Origin of the sequence: Streptomyces glaucescens (genome assembly GCF_000761215.1) — a bacterium.
Classification (GTDB): domain Bacteria; phylum Actinomycetota; class Actinomycetes; order Streptomycetales; family Streptomycetaceae; genus Streptomyces; species Streptomyces glaucescens_B.
On the sequence record NZ_CP009438.1, the window covers coordinates 6,826,021 to 6,846,984 of the forward strand.

14 protein-coding genes are annotated in these 20,964 nt (G+C 73.6%); 9 read left to right on the forward strand and 5 right to left on the reverse strand.

The window, feature by feature from the left end; genetic code table 11:
* Positions 1 to 104 precede the first annotated feature (104 nt).
* Positions 105 to 566, reverse strand: a complete 462-nt coding sequence (locus tag SGLAU_RS29555) for a nitroreductase family deazaflavin-dependent oxidoreductase (protein ID WP_043507223.1) — start codon at positions 564 to 566, stop codon at positions 105 to 107.
* A gap of 80 nt (positions 567 to 646) precedes the next feature.
* Positions 647 to 1,201 (reverse strand): TetR/AcrR family transcriptional regulator, encoded by a 555-nt coding sequence (locus SGLAU_RS29560; protein ID WP_043505608.1) that lies wholly within the window; start codon positions 1,199 to 1,201, stop codon positions 647 to 649.
* A gap of 107 nt (positions 1,202 to 1,308) precedes the next feature.
* Between SGLAU_RS29560 and SGLAU_RS29565 the strand changes: the two genes are divergently transcribed.
* Together SGLAU_RS29565 and SGLAU_RS29570 are read left to right on the forward strand one after the other, a co-directional pair.
* Positions 1,309 to 1,767 carry a nuclear transport factor 2 family protein gene (locus SGLAU_RS29565; protein ID WP_043505609.1) on the forward strand — a complete coding sequence of 153 codons (459 nt, stop codon included), beginning with the start codon at positions 1,309 to 1,311 and terminating at the stop codon, positions 1,765 to 1,767.
* Between the two features lie 92 nt (positions 1,768 to 1,859).
* Positions 1,860 to 2,828: an aldo/keto reductase gene (locus tag SGLAU_RS29570; RefSeq protein WP_043505610.1), complete on the forward strand. Its 969-nt coding sequence runs from the start codon at positions 1,860 to 1,862 to the stop codon at positions 2,826 to 2,828.
* 35 nt (positions 2,829 to 2,863) lie between these two features.
* Here the strand turns inward: SGLAU_RS29570 and SGLAU_RS29575 are convergent, their stop codons facing one another.
* Complete coding sequence (locus tag SGLAU_RS29575; protein ID WP_078957954.1) at positions 2,864 to 3,586, reverse strand: DUF4232 domain-containing protein; 723 nt, start codon at positions 3,584 to 3,586, stop codon at positions 2,864 to 2,866.
* Between the two features lie 34 nt (positions 3,587 to 3,620).
* Complete coding sequence (locus tag SGLAU_RS29580) at positions 3,621 to 6,020, reverse strand: SpoIIE family protein phosphatase (RefSeq protein ID WP_043505611.1); 2,400 nt, start codon at positions 6,018 to 6,020, stop codon at positions 3,621 to 3,623.
* A 282-nt stretch (positions 6,021 to 6,302) separates the two neighbouring features.
* On the opposite strand from SGLAU_RS29580, the gene SGLAU_RS29585 reads away from it, so the two are divergent.
* The 6 genes from SGLAU_RS29585 (at position 6,303) to SGLAU_RS29610 (ending at position 18,567) form a co-directional block, all read left to right on the forward strand.
* Entirely contained in the window at positions 6,303 to 10,571 is a 4,269-nt protein-coding gene (locus tag SGLAU_RS29585) for a HAMP domain-containing protein (protein WP_043505612.1), read from the forward strand.
* Positions 10,572 to 10,989: 418 nt separating this feature from the next.
* Positions 10,990 to 13,362, forward strand: coding sequence for a SpoIIE family protein phosphatase (locus SGLAU_RS29590; RefSeq protein ID WP_052414165.1), 2,373 nt, complete (start codon positions 10,990 to 10,992; stop codon positions 13,360 to 13,362).
* A 164-nt stretch (positions 13,363 to 13,526) separates the two neighbouring features.
* A complete protein-coding gene (locus tag SGLAU_RS29595; RefSeq protein WP_043505613.1) occupies positions 13,527 to 15,764 on the forward strand; it encodes a glycoside hydrolase family 9 protein in 2,238 nt (745 codons plus the stop codon).
* 144 nt (positions 15,765 to 15,908) lie between these two features.
* Positions 15,909 to 16,154 (forward strand): hypothetical protein, encoded by a 246-nt coding sequence (locus SGLAU_RS29600; protein ID WP_043505614.1) that lies wholly within the window; start codon positions 15,909 to 15,911, stop codon positions 16,152 to 16,154.
* A gap of 2 nt (positions 16,155 to 16,156) precedes the next feature.
* On the forward strand, positions 16,157 to 16,534 hold the full coding sequence (locus SGLAU_RS29605) for a hypothetical protein (protein WP_043505615.1): 378 nt from the start codon (positions 16,157 to 16,159) through the stop codon (positions 16,532 to 16,534).
* Between the two features lie 452 nt (positions 16,535 to 16,986).
* Entirely contained in the window at positions 16,987 to 18,567 is a 1,581-nt protein-coding gene (locus SGLAU_RS29610) for an RICIN domain-containing protein (RefSeq protein WP_043505617.1), read from the forward strand.
* 220 nt (positions 18,568 to 18,787) lie between these two features.
* Here the strand turns inward: SGLAU_RS29610 and SGLAU_RS29615 are convergent, their stop codons facing one another.
* The gene (locus SGLAU_RS29615; RefSeq protein WP_043505618.1) at positions 18,788 to 19,957 is read right to left on the reverse strand and encodes a lactate 2-monooxygenase; all 1,170 of its coding nucleotides are present in this window, start codon (positions 19,955 to 19,957) and stop codon (positions 18,788 to 18,790) included.
* 508 nt (positions 19,958 to 20,465) lie between these two features.
* Between SGLAU_RS29615 and SGLAU_RS29620 the strand changes: the two genes are divergently transcribed.
* Positions 20,466 to 20,888 carry a subtilase-type protease inhibitor gene (locus SGLAU_RS29620; RefSeq protein ID WP_043505619.1) on the forward strand — a complete coding sequence of 141 codons (423 nt, stop codon included), beginning with the start codon at positions 20,466 to 20,468 and terminating at the stop codon, positions 20,886 to 20,888.
* Positions 20,889 to 20,964: the final 76 nt, after the last annotated feature.

Here is a 20,964-nt window from a genome sequence, read left to right on the forward strand (position 1 = left end):
GCGCTTCATGCGCCCGGGCCGGAGAGACTTCCGCAAGCCTCGGCTCCGCGGCGGGCCGGGCTCATCGGTCGCGGGCCCGCCGCTCGTCGGCGGGCCCGGACCCCTCAGTCGCGCGGGACCACGGGGTCGACCGGATCCAGTACGAACACCGGGATCTCGCGGTCGGTCCGCTCCTGGTACTCGGCGTACGGCGGGTACGCCGCCACCGCCCGCTCCCACCACTCGGCCTTCTCCGCACCGGTGACCTCACGGGCCTTCATGTCCCGCTTCACCGGGCCGTCCTGGAGTTCCACCAGGGGCTCCGCCTTCACGTTGTGGTACCAGACGGGGTGCCGCGGGGCGCCGCCCAGGGAGGCGACGACGGCGTAGCGGCCCTCGTGCTCCACGCGCATCAGCGGGGTCTTGCGGAGCTTGCCGGTGCGCGCGCCCCGGGTGGTCAGCAGCACCACGGGCAGTCCGGTGTCCCGCAGGGTCGTGCCCCGGGTGCCGCCGGAGCTCTCGTACAGCTCCACCTGCTCGCGCACCCACCCGGTCGGGCCGGGTTCGTACTCGCCTTCCAGCGGCATGTCGTCCGTCCTCTCGTCGAGCCGGTCCGTACCCCACTGAAACACGGGCACCGGCGCCTTTCATCCCGGCCCCGCTCCCGTCAGGCGGCGGTGTCCAGGAGCAGCCGGGCCGCCTCCCGCGCCTCGGCGGCCGGCGCGGTGGTCCGGGCGATGCCCGCGGTGACCATGGCGCCCTCGGCCAGCAGGAACAGCGGCCCGGTCAGGGCGGGGGGCGCTCCCGCGTCCACGACCAGACCGGCGAGCTGGTCCCGGAACGCCTCCTTGTGCGCCCGTACGCGCTCCGCCACTCCAGGGGCGGTGGCCCCGAGTTCGCCGTAGGCGTTGATCCAGGCGCAGCCCCGGAAGCCGGGCTCGGCGAACCACTCCTCCAGCCAGTCGAACACCGCGAGCAGGCGCCGCCGCGGGTCGGCGTGGCGCGCGACGTGGGCGGCGAGCCGTCCGCGCCAGCGCTCGTCCCGCCGGTCCAGATACGCCTCGACGAGCCGGTCCTTGGCGGGGAACAGCTGGTACAGCCGCTTGAGCGAGAGTCCCGACGCGGAGCGGACGGCGTCCATGCCGACCGCCTGCACGCCCCGTGCGTAGAAGAGGGTCTCCGCCGCGTCCAGCGCCCGCTCGCGGGCCTCCGCGCTGTCCATGAACCGCCTCTCCCTGCCCTCTCCTTGACGCGAGAACGAACGTTCTCCTACCGTAGCAGCCCAGATGGAGAACGACCGTTCTCCCGTCGTGCCGGAGGGAGCCGACCATGACCGCCCGCCCGCCCCTGCCCCCCTTCACCCGCGAGAGCGCCGCCCGGAAGGTGCAGGCCGCCGAGGACGCCTGGAACACCCGCGACCCCCATCGGGTCGCCCTCGCCTACTCCGAGGACTCGGTGTGGCGCAACCGCGACACCTTCCTCACGGGCCGCGCCGAGATCATCGGCTTCCTGACCGCGAAGTGGGCCCGCGAGGAGGAGTACGCCCTGCGCAAGGACCTGTGGGCCTTCGACGGCAACCGCATCGCGGTCCGCTTCCAGTACGAGTCACGCGACGCCGGCGGCCGGTGGTGGCGGTCGTACGGCAACGAACTGTGGGAGTTCGACGGACGCGGGCTCATGACCCGGCGCGAGGCCAGCATCGACGACGTGCGCATCGAGGAGCGGGAGCGGCGCATCCACGGCCCGCGCCCGGAGGCCGAACGCGGCCGGACCATCCCGCTCCGGTAGGGCCGGGCCGTCCTCCCGCGGCGCCTCGGCCTCGTCGCGCCCCGGAACTCGTACGCTCCCTGACGAGTCCCTCGACGGCAGGAGCAGCAACGATGCAGTATGTGAAGCTCGGTTCGACAGGTCTGGACGTCTCCCGGGTCTGCCTGGGCTGCATGACGTACGGCCTTCCCGACCGCGGCGTGCACGAGTGGACGCTCGACGAGGAGGCCTCCCGGCCGCTCCTCCGGCAGGCCGTGGAAGCCGGTATCACCTTCTTCGACACCGCGAACGTGTACTCCGACGGCACCAGCGAGGAGATCGTCGGCCGGGCGCTGCGCGACTTCGCCCGCCGCGACGAGATCGTGCTGGCCACGAAGGTGCACGGCCGGATGCGGCCCGGCCCGAACGGCGCGGGCCTGTCCCGCAAGGCCATCATGACCGAGATCGACCACAGCCTGCGCCGCCTCGGCACCGACTACGTGGACCTCTACCAGATCCACCGCTTCGACCCCCACACCCCGGTCGAGGAGACGATGGAGGCCCTGCACGACCTGGTGAAGGCGGGCAAGGTCCGCTACCTCGGAGCGAGTTCGATGTACGCCTGGCAGTTCTCCAAGATGCAGTACACCGCCGAGCGGCACGGCTGGACGACATTCGTGTCCATGCAGAACCACTACAACCTCCTGTACCGCGAGGAGGAGCGCGAGATGCTGCCGCTCTGCGCGGACCAGGGCGTCGGCGTACTGCCGTGGAGCCCACTCGCCCGCGGCCGGCTCACCCGCGACTGGGGCACCGTCACCGACCGCAGCTCCCGCGACGACTTCGGCAGCACCCTCTACCAGGAGGGCGACCACGCCATCGTCGACGCCGTCACCCGGATCGCCGCCGACCGCGGCGTCCCGCGCGCCCGGGTGGCCCTCGCCTGGCTGCTGCACCAGGACACCGTGGCCGCCCCGGTCGTCGGCGCCGCCAGACCGCACCACATCGAGGACGCGGTGGCCGCGGTCGGACTGGAGCTGACCGGCCAGGAGATCGAGGAGCTGGAGCGCCCCTACACCCCGCACCCGGTCGCCGGGCACTGACGCGCCCCGGGAGGCGCCTCGGGCACCGGTGGACGTCAGGTGCCGGATCCCGGCCGCAGCGCCGTCAGGGTCACCACCGACTCGTTGCCGGCCACCGGCACCCCGCCCGCCGTCCACGGCACCCGCAGCGGCCGCCGCTCGTCCGGCGGCGTGACCAGGAGCGCCGCGGGCACGGCCGTGCGCGCCCCGCTGATCTCGGGCCTGGCGTACGACAACCCGGCCCACGCGCTGCCGCCCGGCGCCAGCACGACCCGCGCGGGCGACTCGGGCCCGCGCCGCGGGTCGGGTCCGAGCTGCCGTCCGGAGTCGTCCACGAAGGCGGCGCCCGGGTAGCCCTGGACGGTGCAGGTGCGGGCGGAGACATTGGTCAGGACGACCGGGTGGTTCACCTGGCCGGCCCCCGGGTCCTCGCGGCCCACGGACGCACGCAGCTCGGCGGTGCGGCAGCGGGCGCCGCGGGGGGAGGGGGACGGCGCGCCGGACGTCGCGGTGGCGGAGGAGGGCGCCCCGGCCGGGGGCGCCGAGACGGCGACGGAGGTCGTTGCCGCGGGCGGCACCGACACCACCGAGGTCCGCGCGGCGGACGGCGGCGGCACCGCGGACGCCGCCGGGTCCGCCGCGGAACCGGGGTCGCACGCGGTCAGCAGCCCCCACGCGGACAGCGCGGCGGCGAGCGCCGCCCGGCACGAGGGCGGACGCCGTGACGGAGGCGAGGGCGGACGTGAGGGCGAGGGCGAGGGTGCGGACGGACCATCCATGGGAACGAGGTGCCCCGTACCCGGGCCGGAATGCCTACTCCTCCTCGAACAGGGCCAGTTCGGCCCAGATCGTCTTGCCCTCGGGGGTGTGCCGGCTGCCCCAGCGCTGGGTGAGCTGCGCGACCAGCAGCAGCCCCCGGCCGCCCTCGTCCCAGGTCTTGGCGCGGCGCAGGTGCGGGGCGGTGTGGCTGGTGTCGGAGACCTCGCAGATCAGCGTGTCCGCGTCGTGGATCAGCCGGAGCCGGATCGGGTGCGCGCCGTACCGGATGGCGTTGGTGACCAGCTCGCTCACCACCAGCTCGGTGGTGAAGGACGCCTCGGTCAGCCCCCAGGTGCTGAGCTGTTCGAGCACCTGCTTGCGGATCGGCGCGACCAGAGCCGGATCGGCGGGGATGTCCCAGGTGGCGACCTGGGAGGCGGGCAGCCCGTGGGTACGGGCGACCAGCAGCGCCACGTCGTCGCTGGAGCCGCCGGGCGGCAGCACGGAGTGCAGGATCCGGTCGCAGGTCTCGTCCAGGGAGCCGGGGTCCGCCGAGCCGGGAGCCTTCGCTGCGGCGCCCGCGGCCAGCGCGTCCAGCAGCCGCCGCCGCCCGGCCCCCTCGTCCCGCCCCGGGGTGTCGACCAGGCCGTTGGTGAAGAACGACAGCACGGTGCCCTCGTGCAGATACAGCTCGGTCGCCTCGAACGGCAGCCCGCCCAGGCCCAGCGGCGGACCGGCGGGCACGTCGAGCTCCCGGGGCGCTTCGCCGGGCGGCACCACGATCGGCGCGGGATGCCCGGCCCGGGCGAGGGTGCAGCGCCGCGACACCGGGTCGTAGACCGCGTACAGGCAGGTCGCCCCGACCTCACCCGGACTGCCCTCACCGCCGGACTCCTCCGACAGCCGGACCACCAGATCGTCCAGGTGGGTGAGGAGCTCGTCGGGCGCGAGGTCGATGTCGGCGAGGGTGCGCACCGCGGTGCGCAGCCGGCCCATGGTGGCCGACGCCGGGATGCCGTGCCCGACGACGTCCCCGACGACCATGGCGACCCGCATGCCGGACAGCGGGATCACGTCGAACCAGTCGCCGCCGACCCCGGCCCGGGCAGCGGGGAGATAGCGCGAGGACGCCTCGAGGGCGGCCGTCCTCGGCAGGGTGCGGGGCAGCAGACTGCGCTGCAGGGCGAGGGCGGTCTCGCGCTCGCGGGAGTACCGGCGGGCGTTGTCGACGCAGACCGCGGCGCGGGCCGTGATCTCCTCGGCCAGCAGGATGTCGTCCGCGGAGAAGGGCTCGGGCCGCCGGGAGCGGCTGAGCACGGCGACACCCAGGGTGGTGCCGCGGGCCCGGATGGGCACGGAGAGCGTGGAGTGGAATCCGTACTGCCGGTAGCGTTCGCGGCGGACCGCGTCCCGCTCCAGCCAGCGCTCCAGGGTGCCGTCGCCGAGGGACGCCACGATGGTCCGGCCCGCCAGCAGCGAGTCCGCCTGGGGGGACGCGGCGGGGTGCGCCTCCACGTCCCCGGGGCTGACCATCGCCTCCGGGCAGCCCGGATTCACCGACTGGTGCGCGACCCGGCGCAGCGACACCGGCGCGGAGATGCCGGCCGACGGCGGTGCGCCGGTCTCCGGGGGCTCCAGCAGGTCGACGCTGACGAAGTCGGCGAGCACGGGGACACAGACGTCGGCCAGCTCCTGGGCCGTACGGGTGACGTCCAGGGTGCTGCCGATGCGCACGCTGGCCTCGTTCACCAGGTGCAGCCGCTGCCGGGCCCGGTGGTTCTCGGTGATGTCGTGGGCGGCCAGGCACACGCCCCGCACCCGCCCCTCGGTGTCGGTGACGGGTGCCATCCGGGCCAGCCAGGCGTGCGCCCGGTCCTCGCCGCCGCTGCGCAGGTAGGTCTGCACGTCCTGCGCCTGCCCGGTGCCGAGCACCTGCAGCAGGTGCCGCTCCAGCTCCTCGTTCTGCGGTTTCCCGCCCAGCTCGGAGATCCGCAGGCCCTGGACGCGCTCCGGGGGGACGCCGATCACCCGGGCCATGGCGTCGTTGAGCGTGTGCAGCCGCAGGTGCTCGTCGTAGACGGCGATGGCGCAGGGGGACTGGACGAGCGACGCAGCGTTCAGCGGGTCGTCGGGGGAGCGGGGGGCGGGCTCCAGCGGGGTGACGACGAGCCAGTCGGCGGGGCCGCCGTCGGCGGGAGGGCGGTGGTGGGCGAGCAGCCACACGGCCACGGTCCGGCCGTCCCGGTGGCGCAGGGTCACCGTGCCGTGGCAGCTGGGGCCGCTCACCTCGGGGGCCGGACCGGCCAGCAGCCGGGCGGCGGGCCGCCCCACGACCTCGTCGGCCGTCCAGCCGAGCAGCCGCCGGGCGCCCTCGTTCCACTGGGTCACCGTGCCGGCGTCGTCGATGACAGCCCGGGCCGTCGCGGCCTCGTCGAACGGATACTCCGGGCTCATCGTCGCACTCCATCGCGCATACTCACCGTTACAGGCGCGTCACTTCCGTTCCAGCGTAGTGCGTCGGGCTTCCCCATGGACGCGAATGCGCGGCCGGGCGGTGTCACGGCCGGCGGGGCCGCGCGGGCGGAGGCCGATGATTGTCCCTCACGGGGCCGGGGAGTGTGGAGGCGGGGGGAAGACTTTGTGCAAGCCGACCGGGTTGTTAGCCTGCGACGTATTTCCCATGACACAGATCGATGATCCGTCGGCATTGCCCCTGGGAGGGGAACGAGGGTGCGCATGACCAGCAGCACGGGCGAGGTCGCGGAGACCGTGCCGGGCGACCAGGAACTCAGAATGCTCCTGGCCGGCCTGACGGCCGTCCGGGACGGTGACTTCGGCACCCGCCTGCCCGAGGACGCCGACGGGCTCATGGGCGACATCGCCACCGTCTTCAACGGCATGGTCGACCAGCTGTCCGTCTTCACCTCCGAGGTGACCCGGGTGGCCCGTGAGGTGGGCACCGAGGGCACCCTGGGAGGCCAGGCGGAGGTGCCGGGCGTCTCCGGCACCTGGGCCGACCTGACCGACTCCGTCAACGCCATGGCGGGCAACCTGACCACTCAGGTCCGCGACATCGCCCAGGTGGCGACGGCCGTGGCCAAGGGCGACCTGTCGCAGAAGATCGACGTGCCCGCGCGCGGCGAGATCCTGGAGCTGAAGGAGACCGTCAACACGATGGTCGACCAGCTCTCCGCGTTCGCCGACGAGGTGACGCGGGTGGCCCGTGAGGTCGGCAGCGAGGGCCGCCTCGGCGGCCAGGCCAAGGTGCCCGGCGTGGCGGGCGTCTGGCGCGACCTGACCGACTCGGTCAACCTGATGGCGGGCAACCTGACCTCGCAGGTCCGCAACGTCGCCCAGGTGACGACGGCCGTGGCCAAGGGCGATCTCTCGCAGAAGATCACCGTGGACGCCCGGGGCGAGATCCTGGAGCTGAAGAACACCATCAACACGATGGTCGACCAGCTCTCCGCGTTCGCCGACGAGGTGACGCGGGTGGCCCGTGAGGTCGGCACCGAGGGCCGCCTCGGCGGCCAGGCGGACGTCAAGGGCGTCAAGGGCACCTGGCGCGACCTGACCGACTCGGTGAACTTCATGGCGGGCAACCTGACCTCGCAGGTCCGCAACGTCGCCCAGGTCGCCACCGCGGTCGCCAAGGGCGATCTCTCGCAGAAGATCACCGTGGACGCCCGGGGCGAGATCCTGGAGCTGAAGAACACCATCAACACGATGGTCGACCAGCTCTCCGCGTTCGCCGACGAGGCGACCCGGGTGGCCCGCGAGGTCGGCACCGAGGGCCGCCTCGGCGGCCAGGCCCACGTGCGCGGAGTCTCCGGCACCTGGAAGGACCTCACCGACAACGTCAACGTGATGGCGTCGAACCTGACCAGCCAGGTCCGCTCCATCGCGCAGGTCGCCACCGCCGTCGCCCGCGGCGACCTGTCGCAGAAGATCACCGTCGAGGCCAAGGGCGAGGTCGCCGCCCTCGCGGACGCCATCAACACGATGGTGGACACCCTCTCCGCCTTCGCGGACGAGGTCACCCGGGTGGCCCGCGAGGTCGGCACCGAGGGCCGCCTCGGCGGCCAGGCCCAGGTGCCGAACGTGGCCGGCACGTGGAAGGACCTCACCGACAACGTCAACTCCATGGCCAACAACCTCACCGGCCAGGTGCGCAACATCGCCCTGGTCACGACGGCGGTGGCCCGGGGTGACCTGTCGAAGAAGATCGACGTGGACGCCCGCGGCGAGATCCTCGAACTGAAGACGACCATCAACACGATGGTCGACCAGCTCTCCGCGTTCGCCGACGAGGTCACCCGCGTCGCCCGCGAGGTCGGCACCGAGGGGCGCCTCGGCGGCCAGGCCGAGGTGGAGGGCGTCTCGGGCACCTGGAAGCGGCTGACCGAGAACGTCAACGAGCTGGCCGGGAACCTGACCCGGCAGGTGCGCGCCATCGCCGAGGTGGCCAGCGCCGTCGCCGAGGGCGACCTGACCCGGTCCATCACCGTGGAGGCGTCCGGCGAGGTCGCCGAGCTCAAGGACAACATCAACTCCATGGTGGAGTCCCTGCGCGAGACCACCCTCGCCAACCAGGAACAGGACTGGCTCAAGACCAACCTCGCGCGGATCGCCGGCCTCATGCAGGGCCACCGCGACCTGCCCGTCGTGGCCGAACTCATCATGGACGAGCTGGTGCCGCTGGTCTCGGCCCAGTACGGCGCGTTCTACCTCGCCGAGGACGGCGAGCGCGGCCCCGAGCTGCGGCTCGTCGGCTCCTACGGCCGCCCCGAGGACGACGCGCGCCCCGAGCGCATCCCGTTCGGCCGCTCCCTGGTCGGCCAGGCGGCCCGCAGCCGCCGCACCATCGCCGTCGACCAGCTGCCGCCCGACTACGTGACCATCTCCTCCGGGCTCGGCCAGACCGTGCCGACCACTCTCCTCCTGCTGCCGATCCTCTTCGAGGACCACGTCCTCGGCGTGATCGAGCTGGCGTCCGTGACCCGCTTCACCCCGATCCACCAGGACCTGCTGGAGCAGCTCCGGGAGACGATCGGCGTCAACGTCAACACCATCCTGGCCAACGCCCGCACCGACGAACTGCTCGGCGAGTCGCAGCGCCTGACGGCCGAGCTCCAGGTCCGGTCGGCCGAACTCCAGGCCCAGCAGGAGGAATTGCAGCGCTCCAACGCCGAACTGGAGGAGAAGGCCTCGCTGCTCGCCGCGCAGAACCGCGACATCGAGGCGAAGAACCTCCAGATCGAGCAGGCCCGGCAGGAACTGGAGGCGCGCGCCCAGCAGCTGGCGCTGGCCTCGAAGTACAAGTCGGAGTTCCTGGCCAACATGAGCCACGAGCTGCGCACCCCGCTCAACAGCCTGCTCATCCTCGCCCAGCTCCTCGCCCAGAACCCCTCGCGCAACCTCACCCAGAAGCAGGTGGAGTACGCGGGCATCATCCACTCCGCGGGCTCCGACCTGCTCCAGCTCATCAACGACATCCTCGACCTGTCCAAGGTCGAGGCCGGAAAGATGGACGTGGCCCCCGAGCGGGTGTCACTGCGCCAGCTCATCGAGTACGTCGAGGCCACCTTCCAGCCGATGACGACCCAGAAGGGCCTGGAGTTCAAGGTGATCACCGCGCCCGGCGCGCCGAGCGACCTGGTCACCGACGACTCCCGGCTGCGCCAGGTGCTGCGCAACCTCCTGTCGAACGCGGTGAAGTTCACCGAGCAGGGCGGCGTCGAACTCGTCGTCAAGCCCGCCGCGCCGGAGGAGGTGCCCGGCGGGGTCCTCAAGGGCGGCCCCGTCGTCGCGTTCAGCGTGAAGGACACCGGCATCGGCATCCAGGAGCAGCAGCTGGAGGCCATCTTCGGCGCCTTCCACCAGGCGGACGGCACCACCAGCCGCAAGTACGGCGGCACGGGCCTCGGGCTGTCCATCACCCGGGAGATCGCCCACCTGCTCGGCGGTGCCGTGACCGTGGACAGCACGCCCGGCCGGGGCAGCACCTTCACGCTGTTCCTCCCGGTGACCCGGCCCGACTTCGAGCAGATCGCCGACCGGGCGCCGGAGCGGCCGGAGATCCTGCCCGCCGCGGAGGACGGCCTCGACGTGCCCGTCGCCCCCCGGCCGCGCGCGGCCGCGGGACGCCGGCGCCGGCTGCTCGTCGTGGAGGAGCGGCCGCGCGGCCTGCTCACCCTCGTCGCCGAGAGCGTCGTCGCGGACGTCGCCCGGCACAACCCGGACGAGGCCGTGCCGCGGCCCGTGGTGGACCTGATCACCGCCGTCGGCGCCCAGGAAGCGGCCGGCTCGCTGGCCGCGGAGCCGTGCCACTGCGTCGTGCTCGACCTCGACATGCCCGACGGCGAGGCCGCGCGGTTCCTGGAGGCCCTGCGGGGTGACTCGGCGCTGGCCGACGTCCCCGTCCTGGTGCACAGCAGCCACCACACCGACACGGCCGCCCAGGTGCTGCGCCCGCACGCGCACGACGGGGCACTGGAGGTCCTCTCCAGCCTCGACGAGCTGCGCGAGCGCATCGCGCTGCACCTGTCGGCCGAGGAGCCGGGCGACGTGCTGTCCCTGGTGCGGGGCGAGGAGCGGCAGGAGGTTCCGCAGGCCGTCGTCGACGACTCCTTCGCCGGACGGACCGTGCTCGTCGTCGACGACGACGCGCGCAACCTCTTCGCGCTCAGCGGGATCCTCGAACTGCACGGGTTCCGGGTGCTGCACGCGGAGGACGGCCGCAAGGGCATCGAGACGCTCCTCGCCCACCCGGAGATCGACCTGATCCTGATGGACGTCATGATGCCGGAGATGGACGGGTACACCGCCACGGCGGAGATCCGCAGAATGCCGCAGTTCGCCGAGCTGCCCATCATCGCCGTCACCGCCAAGGCGATGCCGGGCGACCGGGAGAAGTCCCTGGCGTCGGGGGCGAGCGACTACGTCACCAAGCCCGTCGACACCCAGGACCTGATCACCTGCGTCCGGCGCTGGCTGTCCCGGTGAACGCGCCGCAGCCCGCCCACGCACCCCGCCGGAGCGGGACCCGCCCCGACGTTCGCGTTCCCGCGGCGCCCCGCCAAGGAGCATTGCCACTGTGACCACCACCGGCAGTCCCGACGAACAGCACGGCCCCGAGCCGCGCCCGGCCCCGGCCGTCCCGGCACCACCGCCGCCCGCGGCGCCCGGACCCGGCCCGGCCGCCCCGCCGTCCCCGGCGCCGGCCGGCCCGGAGGGTGCGGGCGTTCCGGCGGGTACCGGCACGCCGCGGGCGGGCGCCGGCCCGGAGGGTGCCGTCGCGTCCGCGCCGGAGTCCGGCGCGGACGGCGCGCTGGTGCCCGTGCCGGACGCCCCCGCGGCGGGCACCGCCCCGCCGTCCGCGCCCGCCGGCCCGGCGACGGGCGGCGGTGACGCCGGTTCCGCCGTGGCGCCCGGCCCGCCCCGCGAGCCCGTGGGCGTCGCCGCGACCTCGCCCGTCGGCAGACTCGCCGCCACGGTCGAGCGGCTGCGGCGGGAGGTGCGGGCCGCGCACGCCGAGGCGGAGGGGCGGGCGCTGGTCGAACTCGCCAAGGGCATCCTGGTGGAGCGGCTCGGCTGCGGCCCCGCCCAGGCCGCCCGGCAGCTCGCGGAGCTCGCCGAGCAGGCCCGGATGAGCCCGCTGGAGTTCGCCGTCGAGGTCATCAACCAGGCGGCCCGGGACCGGGTGGCGGAGGCCACGGACGCCTTCCTCGCCGCCGCCACCGGGGCCCGCGCGGCCCAGCAGGAGCAGGCCGCCGTGCGCCTGCGCGCCGCGGAGAGCGCGGCGCTCGCCGCACCCGACGCGCAGGCCGTCGTCGGCTCGCTGCTGGAGCACGCGCTGCGCCCGCTGGGCGCGGTCGCCGTGGCCCTGTGGGCGGCCGGCCCGGACGGCTCGCTCAGCCTCACGGGCAGCGCCGGCTTCGCGCCGGCCGAGGCGTCACGGTGGCGCTACGTGCCACCGGACGTGGCGACGGTGGCGCGCCGCGCGCTCACCGAGCGCAGCGGGCAGTGGATGGGCTCGCTGGCGGAGACCGGGCTGCCCACCATCGGCCGCAACGCCCACCCGGACGGCGGCCGGGTCGCCGTGCCCGCGGGCACCGGAGGGCGCATCCACGGGGTGCTGGAGATCGCCTGGCCCGCGCCGCTGGAGCCGCAGCCGCCGCAGGTGGTGCGCCAGGTGGAGGCGCTGGCCGAGCTGTGCGCGCACACCCTGGAGACGTACCCGGCCCGCCCGGACGCGGTGCCCGAGCCGCGCATCATGCCGGACACCGCGGAGCTGATGGACCTCGCCGACGGGCTGCACGACCCGGCCCTGGTGCTGGAGCCGTACCTCGACGACTCCGGGCGGCTGGCCGACTTCCGCATCCAGCACGTCAACAACCGCTTCCTGGATCCGGCGGGCCGGCCCCGGGCAGTGGTCAGCGGGGCCCTGCTGCTGGAGGCGTACCCGATGACGGCCGGGGGCAGCGAGCTGTTCCAGCGCATCGAGCGGGTGTACGCCACCGGCGAGCCGTTCCGGGCCCGCCGCATGCGGCTCACCGCGCTGGTGGACCAGGTGCCGCTGTCGGCGGTGGCGGACATCAGCATCAGCCGGCACGGCAACAGCGTCCTGCTGATCTGGCGCATCGAGGACGAGACGGCCCGGCTCGCCAGCCTGCTCCAGCACGCCCAGCGGCTCGGCCGTGTCGGCGGGTTCGAGGAGAACCTGCTGACGGGCGACATCACCTGGAACGGCCAGATGTTCGACCTGTACGGCCGGCCCCCGACCAGCCCGCCGGTGCCGCTGGAGGAGCTGTCCGCGCACGCCCACCCGGACGACGCGGTGACCATCGGCCGCTTCCTGCGCACGGTGCTGCACCAGCGGCGGCCCGCGTCCGCGGCCTTCCGGTTGCAGCGGCCGGACGGTGTCACCCGCCACATCCGCGTCGTCGCCGAGCCGGTCCTCGACACCGACGGCCGGCTGTTCGTGGTCCGCGGGGCCTGCCAGGACATCTCGGCCCAGCACTGGACGGAGGTGGCGCTGGCGGCCACCCGCGACCAGCTCGCGCACACCGAGCAGCAGGCCGCCGAGCGCAACCGGCTGGCGCTCCAGCTCCAGCACGCGATCATGCCTCCGACGCAGGCACCGCTCCAGGTGTCCGGCATGGAGGTGGCGGTGCGCTACCGCCCCGCGGAGACCGAGAACCTGGTGGGCGGCGACTGGTACGACGCCGTCGTCCTGCCGTCGCGGCGGGTGCTGCTGTGCGTGGGGGACGTGGCGGGCCACGGCATAGAGGCGGCGACGAGCATGGTCGTGCTGCGCAACGCGCTGCGCGGGCTGGCCGTCACCGGTGCCGGGCCCGGCCAGTTGCTGTCGTGGCTGAACCTGGTGGCGCACCACCTGAACGGTGCCGTGACCGCCACGGCCGTGTGCGCGCTGTACGACCCGGAGGAGCGCACCCTGCGCTGGGCGCGGGCGGGCCACCTGCCGCCCGTGCTGGTGCGCGGCGGTGAGGCCGCGCCGCTGCCCCTGCTCAAGGGGATGCTGCTGGGGGCCGTGCCGGACGCGCCGTTCGAGGAGGGCGAGGTGCGGCTCGCGCCCGAGGACACGCTGCTGATGTACACCGACGGCCTGGTGGAACGCCGCGACAGCTCCGTGGAGGAGTCGCTGACCCACCTGCTGAGCACGGCCTCGCGGGCGGCGCCGGCGGCGCTGGACCAGCAGCTGGACCGGCTGCTCACGTACAGCCGGTCGGACACGGACGACGACACCTGCCTGGTGGGCATCCGGGTGGGCTGAGCCGGACGCCTCCGCGGTCCGCCGCGCGGGTCGAACCAGTCGAAGCAGTCTCCTCCGGACCGTTGACGTCACGTCGTGACTCCCACAACGATGGCCTGCGTCCGCAACTTGGGAGCGCTCCCATGACCTTGGAGCGCCACCCGCACCTCCCGAGGAGCCCCGACGTGAAACGACGCAGAACCGCCGCGCTGCTGTCCCTGACGGCACTCATCGGCACGGCGCTCACCACCGTTCCGGCCCAGGCCGACGAGGTCGAACAGGTCAGGAACGGCACCTTCGACAGCACCACCGAGCCCTGGTGGGCCTCCAGCAACGTCACCGCCGGCCTGTCCGCCGGGCGGCTGTGCGCCGACGTCCCCGGGGGCACCGCCAACCGCTGGGACGCCGCCGTCGGCCAGAACGACCTCACCCTGGTGAAGGGGGAGTCGTACCGCTTCTCCTTCTACGCCGACGGCGCCCCCGCCGACCACACGGTCCGCGCCATCGTCGGCCTCTCGGTGGCCCCGTACGACACCTGGTTCGAGGTCAGCCCGCAGCTCAGCGTCTCCGGCAACAGCTACTCGTACACCTTCACCTCGCCCGTCGACACCACCCAGGCCCAGGTCGGCTTCCAGCTCGGCGGCAGCGCCGAGCCCTGGCGGTTCTGCATGGACGACGTGTCGCTGCTCGGCGGGGTGGCGCCCGAGCCGTACGAGCCCGACACCGGGCCCCGCGTCCGCGTGAACCAGGTCGCCTACCTGCCCGCCGGGCCGAAGAACGCCACCCTCGTCACCGACGCGACCCAGCGGCTGCCCTGGCAGCTGAAGAACGCCGGCGGCGCCGTGGTCGCCCGCGGCTGGACCGTGCCGCGCGGCACCGACGCCTCCTCCGGGCAGAACGTGCACTCCGTCGACTTCGGCGCGTACCGGGTGCGCGGCGAGGGGTTCACCCTGGTCGCCGACGGGCAGACCAGCCGCCCCTTCGACATCGGCACCGCCGCCTACGACCGGCTCGCCACCGACGCGGCGAAGTTCTACTACACCCAGCGCAGCGGCCTCGCGATCCGCGACGACCTGCGGCCGGGCTACGGCCGCCCGGCCGGCCACGTCGGGGTGGCGCCCAACCAGGGCGACACCGACGTGCCGTGCCAGCCGGGTGTGTGCGACTACCGGCTCGACGTCTCCGGCGGCTGGTACGACGCGGGCGACCACGGCAAGTACGTCGTGAACGGCGGCATCTCCGTCTGGGAGCTGCTGAGCACCTACGAGCGCGCCCGGCACGCCCGCACCGGCGAGGTCGAGCGGTTCCGTGACGGCACCCTCGCCATCCCCGAGAGCGGCAACAAGGTGCCCGACCTGCTCGACGAGGTGCGCTGGGAGCTGGACTTCCTGCTGAAGATGCAGGTCCCGGACGGGCAGCCGCTGGCCGGCATGGCCCACCACAAAATCCACGACGAGAACTGGACCGGGCTGCCGCTGCTGCCGAGCGACGACCCGCAGAAGCGCGAGCTGCACCCGCCGACCACCGCGGCGACCCTGAACCTCGCGGCGGTCGCCGCCCAGGCGGCCCGGCTCTACAAGCCCTACGACCCCCGGTTCGCGGCGCGCGCGCTCACCGCCGCGCGCAAGGCCTGGGCCGCGGCCGAGGCGCACCCGGCCGTGTACGCGGACGAGAACGACGGCATCGGCGGCGGCGCCTACCCGGACCGGGCCGTCGACGACGAGTTCTACTGGGCGGCGGCCGAGCTGTACCTCACCACCGGTGAGCGGCGGTTCGCGGACCACGTCCTGGGCTCCCCGGTGCACACCGCCGACATCTTCGGCCCGACCGGCTTCGACTGGGCCCGCACCGCCGCGGCGGCCCGGCTCGACCTGGCCACCGTGCCCAGCGGGCTGCCCGGCCGGGACAAGGTCCGCCGGTCCGTCGTGCAGGGCGCCGACCGCTATCTGGCCACCCTGAAGGCCCACCCCTACGGCCTGCCGTACGCCCCCGCGGACAACAAGTACGACTGGGGCTCCACCCACCAGGTGCTGAACAACGCCGTCGTGCTGGCCACGGCGTACGACCTCACGGGTGCCGCCAAGTACCGTGACGGGGCGGTCCAGACCATGGACTACGTCCTGGGCCGCAACGCGCTCAACATCTCCTACGTCACCGGCTACGGCGAAGTGAGCGCACAGAACCAGCACAGCCGCTGGTACGCCCGTCAGCTCGACCCGAAGCTGCCGAACCCGCCGGCCGGCTCGCTGTCCGGCGGCCCGAACTCGAGCATCCAGGACCCGCTGGCGCAGAGCAAGCTCCAGGGGTGCGTCGGCCAGTTCTGCTACATCGACGACATCCAGTCGTGGTCGACCAACGAGATCACGATCAACTGGAACGCGGCCCTGGCCCGGGTGGCCGCCTTCGTGGCGGACCAGGGCTGAACACGTCCGTGAAGGTGCCCGAGAGGTTCGAATGTGATACGGATCGCATCGGTCCCGACCGCTTTCGAACCTCTCGGTACCGTTGTACGGCCCCTCTGAGCTGGGGATATTTACGGGCAAGTACCCGCGCGGTACCGTGAGGCCATGCCAGCCCTCAACGTGGAGTTCAGTGAGCGCGAGCTGGAGGACCTGCGGCAGATCGCCAAGGAGCGCGGGACGTCGATGAAGGCCCTCGTCCGTGAGGCCGCCGCGGCCGACATCGCCCGGCACCGGGCACTGAAGGAAGGCGCGGAGGCCTTCCGCCGCTTCTTCACCGCCCACGCCGACGAGTTCGCGGCAGCCTTCCCCGATGACGAGCCGCCCGCCGGCGGCGAGGGACGGGCCGCCTGACGATGGCACCCGTCCTCCACATCGACGTGCCCTGGCTGCTCCAGCGGCACGAAGAGGTCCTCCCGGACCAGCCGACCATCAACGACTTCTCCGCGCTGGTGGCGGCCGTCGCCCGGCACCGCGTCGACCCGCCCCGGCTCGGCGTCGACTCCGACCCGGCCTGGCGGGCCGCCGCGCTGCTGCACACCCTCGCCCTGCTGCGCCCGCTGCCCTCGGCGAACGCCCGCTTCGCCTGCGCCACCGCCGTGGCCTACATGTTCGTCAGCGGCGCCGGCATCGACCCGCCCTACGGCGCCCTCGTCGACCTCGCCCGCGACCTGATGGACGGCAGGACCGACGTCTACGGCGCCGCCGACCGGCTGCGCTCCTGGCAGATCTGACACTCCGTCACGGATCCGGTCCCTGCCCCGGCGCCGGCGAGTTCCCCGGGGAGGCCACGGGGCGAGGGTGAGGGGGACGGCGGGAGGGCGCGGCCGGCGGCCGCGGCGCGCGATCCGGCGAAGGATCCGGCACCGGTGCGCGGCGCGGCGCCCGGCGACGGGACCATGCGTGCCTCCGCCCCGCGGGCGCCGGTTTCACGCGGGGCGCGGACAAAGGCGAATGGCGGGGCGCGGAGCGCCAGTTGGCGCCCGATCTGACTTTCTCTCAGTGTGGCTGATGTTGCCCGGTTGCCTTGTTGCGCACGACTCGGTTGTGCGAAGGTGATCCACCGGGAATTTCTGCTCCCGATAGCGCGCCAAAAAGGTATGCACCAAGTCCGGCTTCCACGTCCGGATCCTTTCGGCGAACAGAACTCCCGGCTGTCCCATATACGTGGGAAGGAAACCGCTCAGTGCTCACCCCCCACCCTGCTCCACCGCCGTTCCCCGACGGCGTCCCCGGCCCCTCCGACGAAAGTCTGGCCGCCCGGCTCAGCGGCGTGCCGGACGCCGAAGCCTCCCGGGCTGCCGCACAGTTGCTGGCCCGTCACTGGCCGTCAGCGCACTCCTACGCGAGCATCTGCCTCGCGTCGAACACGCAGGTCGCCGCCATGGTCACCACCGCCGCCTGCCACCAGGTCCTGGACCGGCTCACCCTCGGCGACAGCGGCGTCGCGCTGCGCCCGCGGCTGCTCGTCACCGTGCGGGACACCGTGCGGCAGTGGTCGGCCGAAGACCGAATAGCCGCCGTCCTGCCCGAGTTGCGGAAACCCGCCGGAGGGCGCGGTATGCGCGCCGCCAAGTCCATGACTCCGGAAAACCGCAAGCTCGCCGAACGCGCTTTCCACGAGCTTCCCGGGCCGGCCCGCTGTCTGCTGTGGCACACCGAAGTCGAAGCCGAACCGCTCGACTTCCCGGCCGCACTGCTCGGCATGGACACCGACACCGCGGCGATCGCCCTGGAACAGGCCCGGGAGAAATTCCGGGAAGGCTGCGTCCGTGCCCATCGGCAACTCGCCCCCGGTCCCGACTGCCGTTTCCACAACCGCTTGCTGGACGTGCCGATCCGGCGCGGCGGCGCCCTGCTCCCCGAAGTCCAGGACCACCTGGCCGAGTGCCGGCACTGCCGGGACGCCGCGGACCAGCTGAGCCAGGTCGAGAACGGACTCGGCGCGCTGCTCGCCGAGGCGGTGCTCGGCTGGGGCGCCCGCCGCTACCTCGACTCCCGCCCCGGCCGCGCCCAGCACCGTCCGCGCACCCGCGGCACCCGTCGCGCGGGGCGTCCCCGCGTGCTGCCCCGGTTCCCCGGTGCGGCGGCCCGCTCCGCCCGGGCACTGCGCACCGGCGTGGGCATCGCCTCCGCCGGACTGCTCGCGACGGTCCTGGCCACCAGCCTGTCGTACGACGGTGACGCGGACCCCGCGGCCTCCGCGGGCGCGGCCGACCGCGGCGACTCGGCCGCACCCGGCACCGGTGCGGCCACCGTGCCGCCGGACGCCGCCCGGCTGCCGAGCGCACCCCGGCAGACGAGGTTCCGCAACGCGGCCACCGGCCTGTGCCTCGACATCCGGGGCGAGCCGAAGGCGGGCGCCGAGGCCGGACCGGCGGCCTGCTCGGAGGAGTGGAGCCAGCAGTGGTCGTACGAGAACGACGGACTGCTGCGCAGTGTGGCCGACCCGGGGCTCTGCCTCGACTCGCACGCGGACGCCGGGGTGGTCATCCTCGGCACCTGCGCCGACGCGGACGACGAGCGCGGGGACGACGTGCGCTACGACCTCACCCCGCGGGGCGAGTTCCTGCCCCGCTGGGACGAGCAGCTCGCCCTCGCGCCCGCCACCGACGCGCCCGGCGCCGACCTGGTTGTCAAGGTGCGCGACGGTTCCCCGGCGCAACGCTGGTCCGCCGACCCGGCCACCACCGGGGCGGACTCCCTGTCGGCCGCCGGGACGAGCGCCGCGACGGCCCGCCAGGCGGCCCTGCCGGAGCCGCACTGACCGTTGCTTCCGGCGGGCCCGACGGGTCCTCTCGGGTCCCGTGGGCCCGGAGAGGACCCCTCCGGGGTCGCGTCGCCTGCGGCGCCCGTGGTGATGCCACAGGCGCTTCGCGGGTCACACCGGCGGCGGGGGGAGGCGGGTCAGCGGCGGGCGAGGCCCGTGCCGGCCGTTCGGCCGCCCGTGCGGGGCGGGGCTCACCGCGAGACGTTCCGCCGGGCGGTCACGCGCCGTCCTCCACGAGGTCGGCGGCGCTCACACTGCCGGGCGTGGCGTGGCCCGACAGGGCGAGGGTCAGGTCGAGTTCGGCGAGCAGGCAGCGGACGACGTGCTCGACGCCCGCCTGCCCGTCGAGGGCGAGCCCGTAGGCGTACGGCCGTCCGACGAGCACCGCCCGCGCGCCGAGCGCCAGCGCCTTCACGATGTCGTCGCCGGTGCGGATGCCGCTGTCGAACAGGACGGTGAGCCGGTCCCCGACCGCCTCGGCGACCCGGGGCAGCGCGTCGGCCGCGGCCACCGAACCGGCCACCTGACGTCCGCCGTGGTTGGACACCACCACCCCGTCCATCCCGGCCTCGGCGGCGAGCCGGGCGTCGTCCGGGTGCAGGACGCCCTTGAGGACGATGGGGCCGTCCCACTGCTCGCGCAGGAACGCCAGGTCGGGCCAGGTCTTCCCGGGGTCGGCGAACATGCCGACGAAGTGCAGCACGGCCGCGTCCGGATCCTCGTGCACCGGCCTGGCGAGGCCGGCCCGGAACGCCGGGTCCGTGAAGTAGTTGGCGGTGCCGACGCCGTGCAGGAACGGAAGGTACGCCTGGTCGAGGTCGCGGGGCCGCCACGCGAGCAGCGGGGTGTCCAGCGTGACCACGAGGACGCTGAATCCCGCCCGCTTCGCCCGGTCGAGGAAACTGCGCGTCACCTCCCGGTCCTTGGCCCAGTACAGCTGGAACCAGCGCTCCGCGTCGCCCATGGCCTCCGCCACCTGCTCCAGCGGCGTGCTGGACGCCGAGGACAGGATGTACGGCACGCCCTGCGCGGCGGCGGCCCGGGCGGCGGCCGGCTCGGCGTCGGGGTGCAGGATGGACAGCACACCGACCGGGGCGAGCGCCAGCGGGGCGGGCAGTGTCCGGCCCAGCACCTCGACGGACAGGTCGCGTTCGTGGACGTCGCGCAGCATGCGCGGCACGATCCGCCGCCGCCGCAGGGCGGCCCGGTTGGCGCGGGCGGTGCTGCCGTCGCCGGCGCCGCCCGCGACGTAGCCGACCGGTCCGGGGCCGAGCCGCCGCTCGGTCAGCTCTTCCAGCCGGGTCAGGTCGGTGGGCAGCCGGGGTATCGCCCCCGTCATCCCGCCCAGGTAGATCTCGTACTGGAAGTCCGCCCAGTGCTGGGCCATCCGTCCGCCTCCCGCCGTCGAGCCTGCGCCGAACGCCGACCATACCGGCCGGTACGCGGCAGGGGGATCGGCCGGTGCGCGCGGATTCCCGTGGCGGGGGAGCGGCGCTCGTCGGGGGAGCGGGCGAGCGTACGGCCGGGAGCGGAGCCGGGACCAGAGGATGGTTCATCCATCTTCCGTGTGTGAAGTGGATGGTTCGACCACCTGAGGTTGAACGCCGGGCGACCGGTGGGGGCCGGTGTGCGACAGATTCGGAATGTTTCAAGCCGATTAACGAGACCGGTGAAACCGGCCATTCGGCCACTCGAAACGATCAAGATCCGCGCAGATTGGGGGTTGGAACGTTCGAACACCGTAACTTCACGCCACTGATTCAATACGCAAGGTTACCGAAATCCATGGGGTCGATGTGAGTTTCGGCGGCGGACTCGGCAGACTCGCGCTCGCCGGTCGGTACTCACCGCGTGCGGTCCGGCACTCAACGCAATCGAGCGGAAGGAAGCACACAATGCGGAACTTCGCGCGCCGGGCAGCGACCCTCGCCCTCGCAGCCACCGCGCTTGCCGCACCCCTGGCCGGGACCGCCCAGGCGGCGCCCGACACCCTCTACGCCCCCTCCGCCCTGGTCCTGACCATGGGCCACGGCGAGGCCGCGATCGGAGTCACCCCCGAACGCGCCGTGACCCTGTCGTGTACCCCGAGGCCGTCCGGCACGCACCCGGACCCGGTCTCGGCGTGCGCCGAACTGCGCCGCGTCGACGGTGACTTCACCGCCCTGGGGGGCGAGAGCGGCATCCTGTGCACCCGCGAGTACGACCCCGTGGTCGTCACCGTCGACGGTGTCTGGCAGGGGCAGCGGGTCTCCTACGAGCGCACCTTCCCCAACGAGTGCGTCATGAACGCGACCGCCTCCAGCGTGTACGCGTTCTAAAGGCCGGGATCGCGCCGGCGCCGTGATGGCAGCAGGAGGCCGCAGGTGGGGAGTGCGGGTTCCTGTCACGGTCCGG

Bases quoted from the DNA above. Each gene is read 5' to 3' on its own strand.
- SGLAU_RS29575 (WP_078957954.1), bottom strand. From the start codon at position 3,586: ATGGATGGTCCGTCCGCACCCTCGCCCTCGCCCTCACGTCCGCCCTCG.
- SGLAU_RS29570 (WP_043505610.1), top strand. From the start codon at position 1,860: ATGCAGTATGTGAAGCTCGGTTCGACAGGTCTGGACGTCTCCCGGGTC.
- SGLAU_RS29600 (WP_043505614.1), top strand. From the start codon at position 15,909: ATGCCAGCCCTCAACGTGGAGTTCAGTGAGCGCGAGCTGGAGGACCTG.
- SGLAU_RS29580 (WP_043505611.1), bottom strand. From the start codon at position 6,020: ATGAGCCCGGAGTATCCGTTCGACGAGGCCGCGACGGCCCGGGCTGTC.
- SGLAU_RS29555 (WP_043507223.1), bottom strand. From the start codon at position 566: ATGCCGCTGGAAGGCGAGTACGAACCCGGCCCGACCGGGTGGGTGCGC.
- SGLAU_RS29560 (WP_043505608.1), bottom strand. From the start codon at position 1,201: ATGGACAGCGCGGAGGCCCGCGAGCGGGCGCTGGACGCGGCGGAGACC.
- SGLAU_RS29585 (WP_043505612.1), top strand. From the start codon at position 6,303: ATGACCAGCAGCACGGGCGAGGTCGCGGAGACCGTGCCGGGCGACCAG.
- SGLAU_RS29565 (WP_043505609.1), top strand. From the start codon at position 1,309: ATGACCGCCCGCCCGCCCCTGCCCCCCTTCACCCGCGAGAGCGCCGCC.
- SGLAU_RS29605 (WP_043505615.1), top strand. From the start codon at position 16,157: ATGGCACCCGTCCTCCACATCGACGTGCCCTGGCTGCTCCAGCGGCAC.
- SGLAU_RS29615 (WP_043505618.1), bottom strand. From the start codon at position 19,957: ATGGCCCAGCACTGGGCGGACTTCCAGTACGAGATCTACCTGGGCGGG.
- SGLAU_RS29620 (WP_043505619.1), top strand. From the start codon at position 20,466: ATGCGGAACTTCGCGCGCCGGGCAGCGACCCTCGCCCTCGCAGCCACC.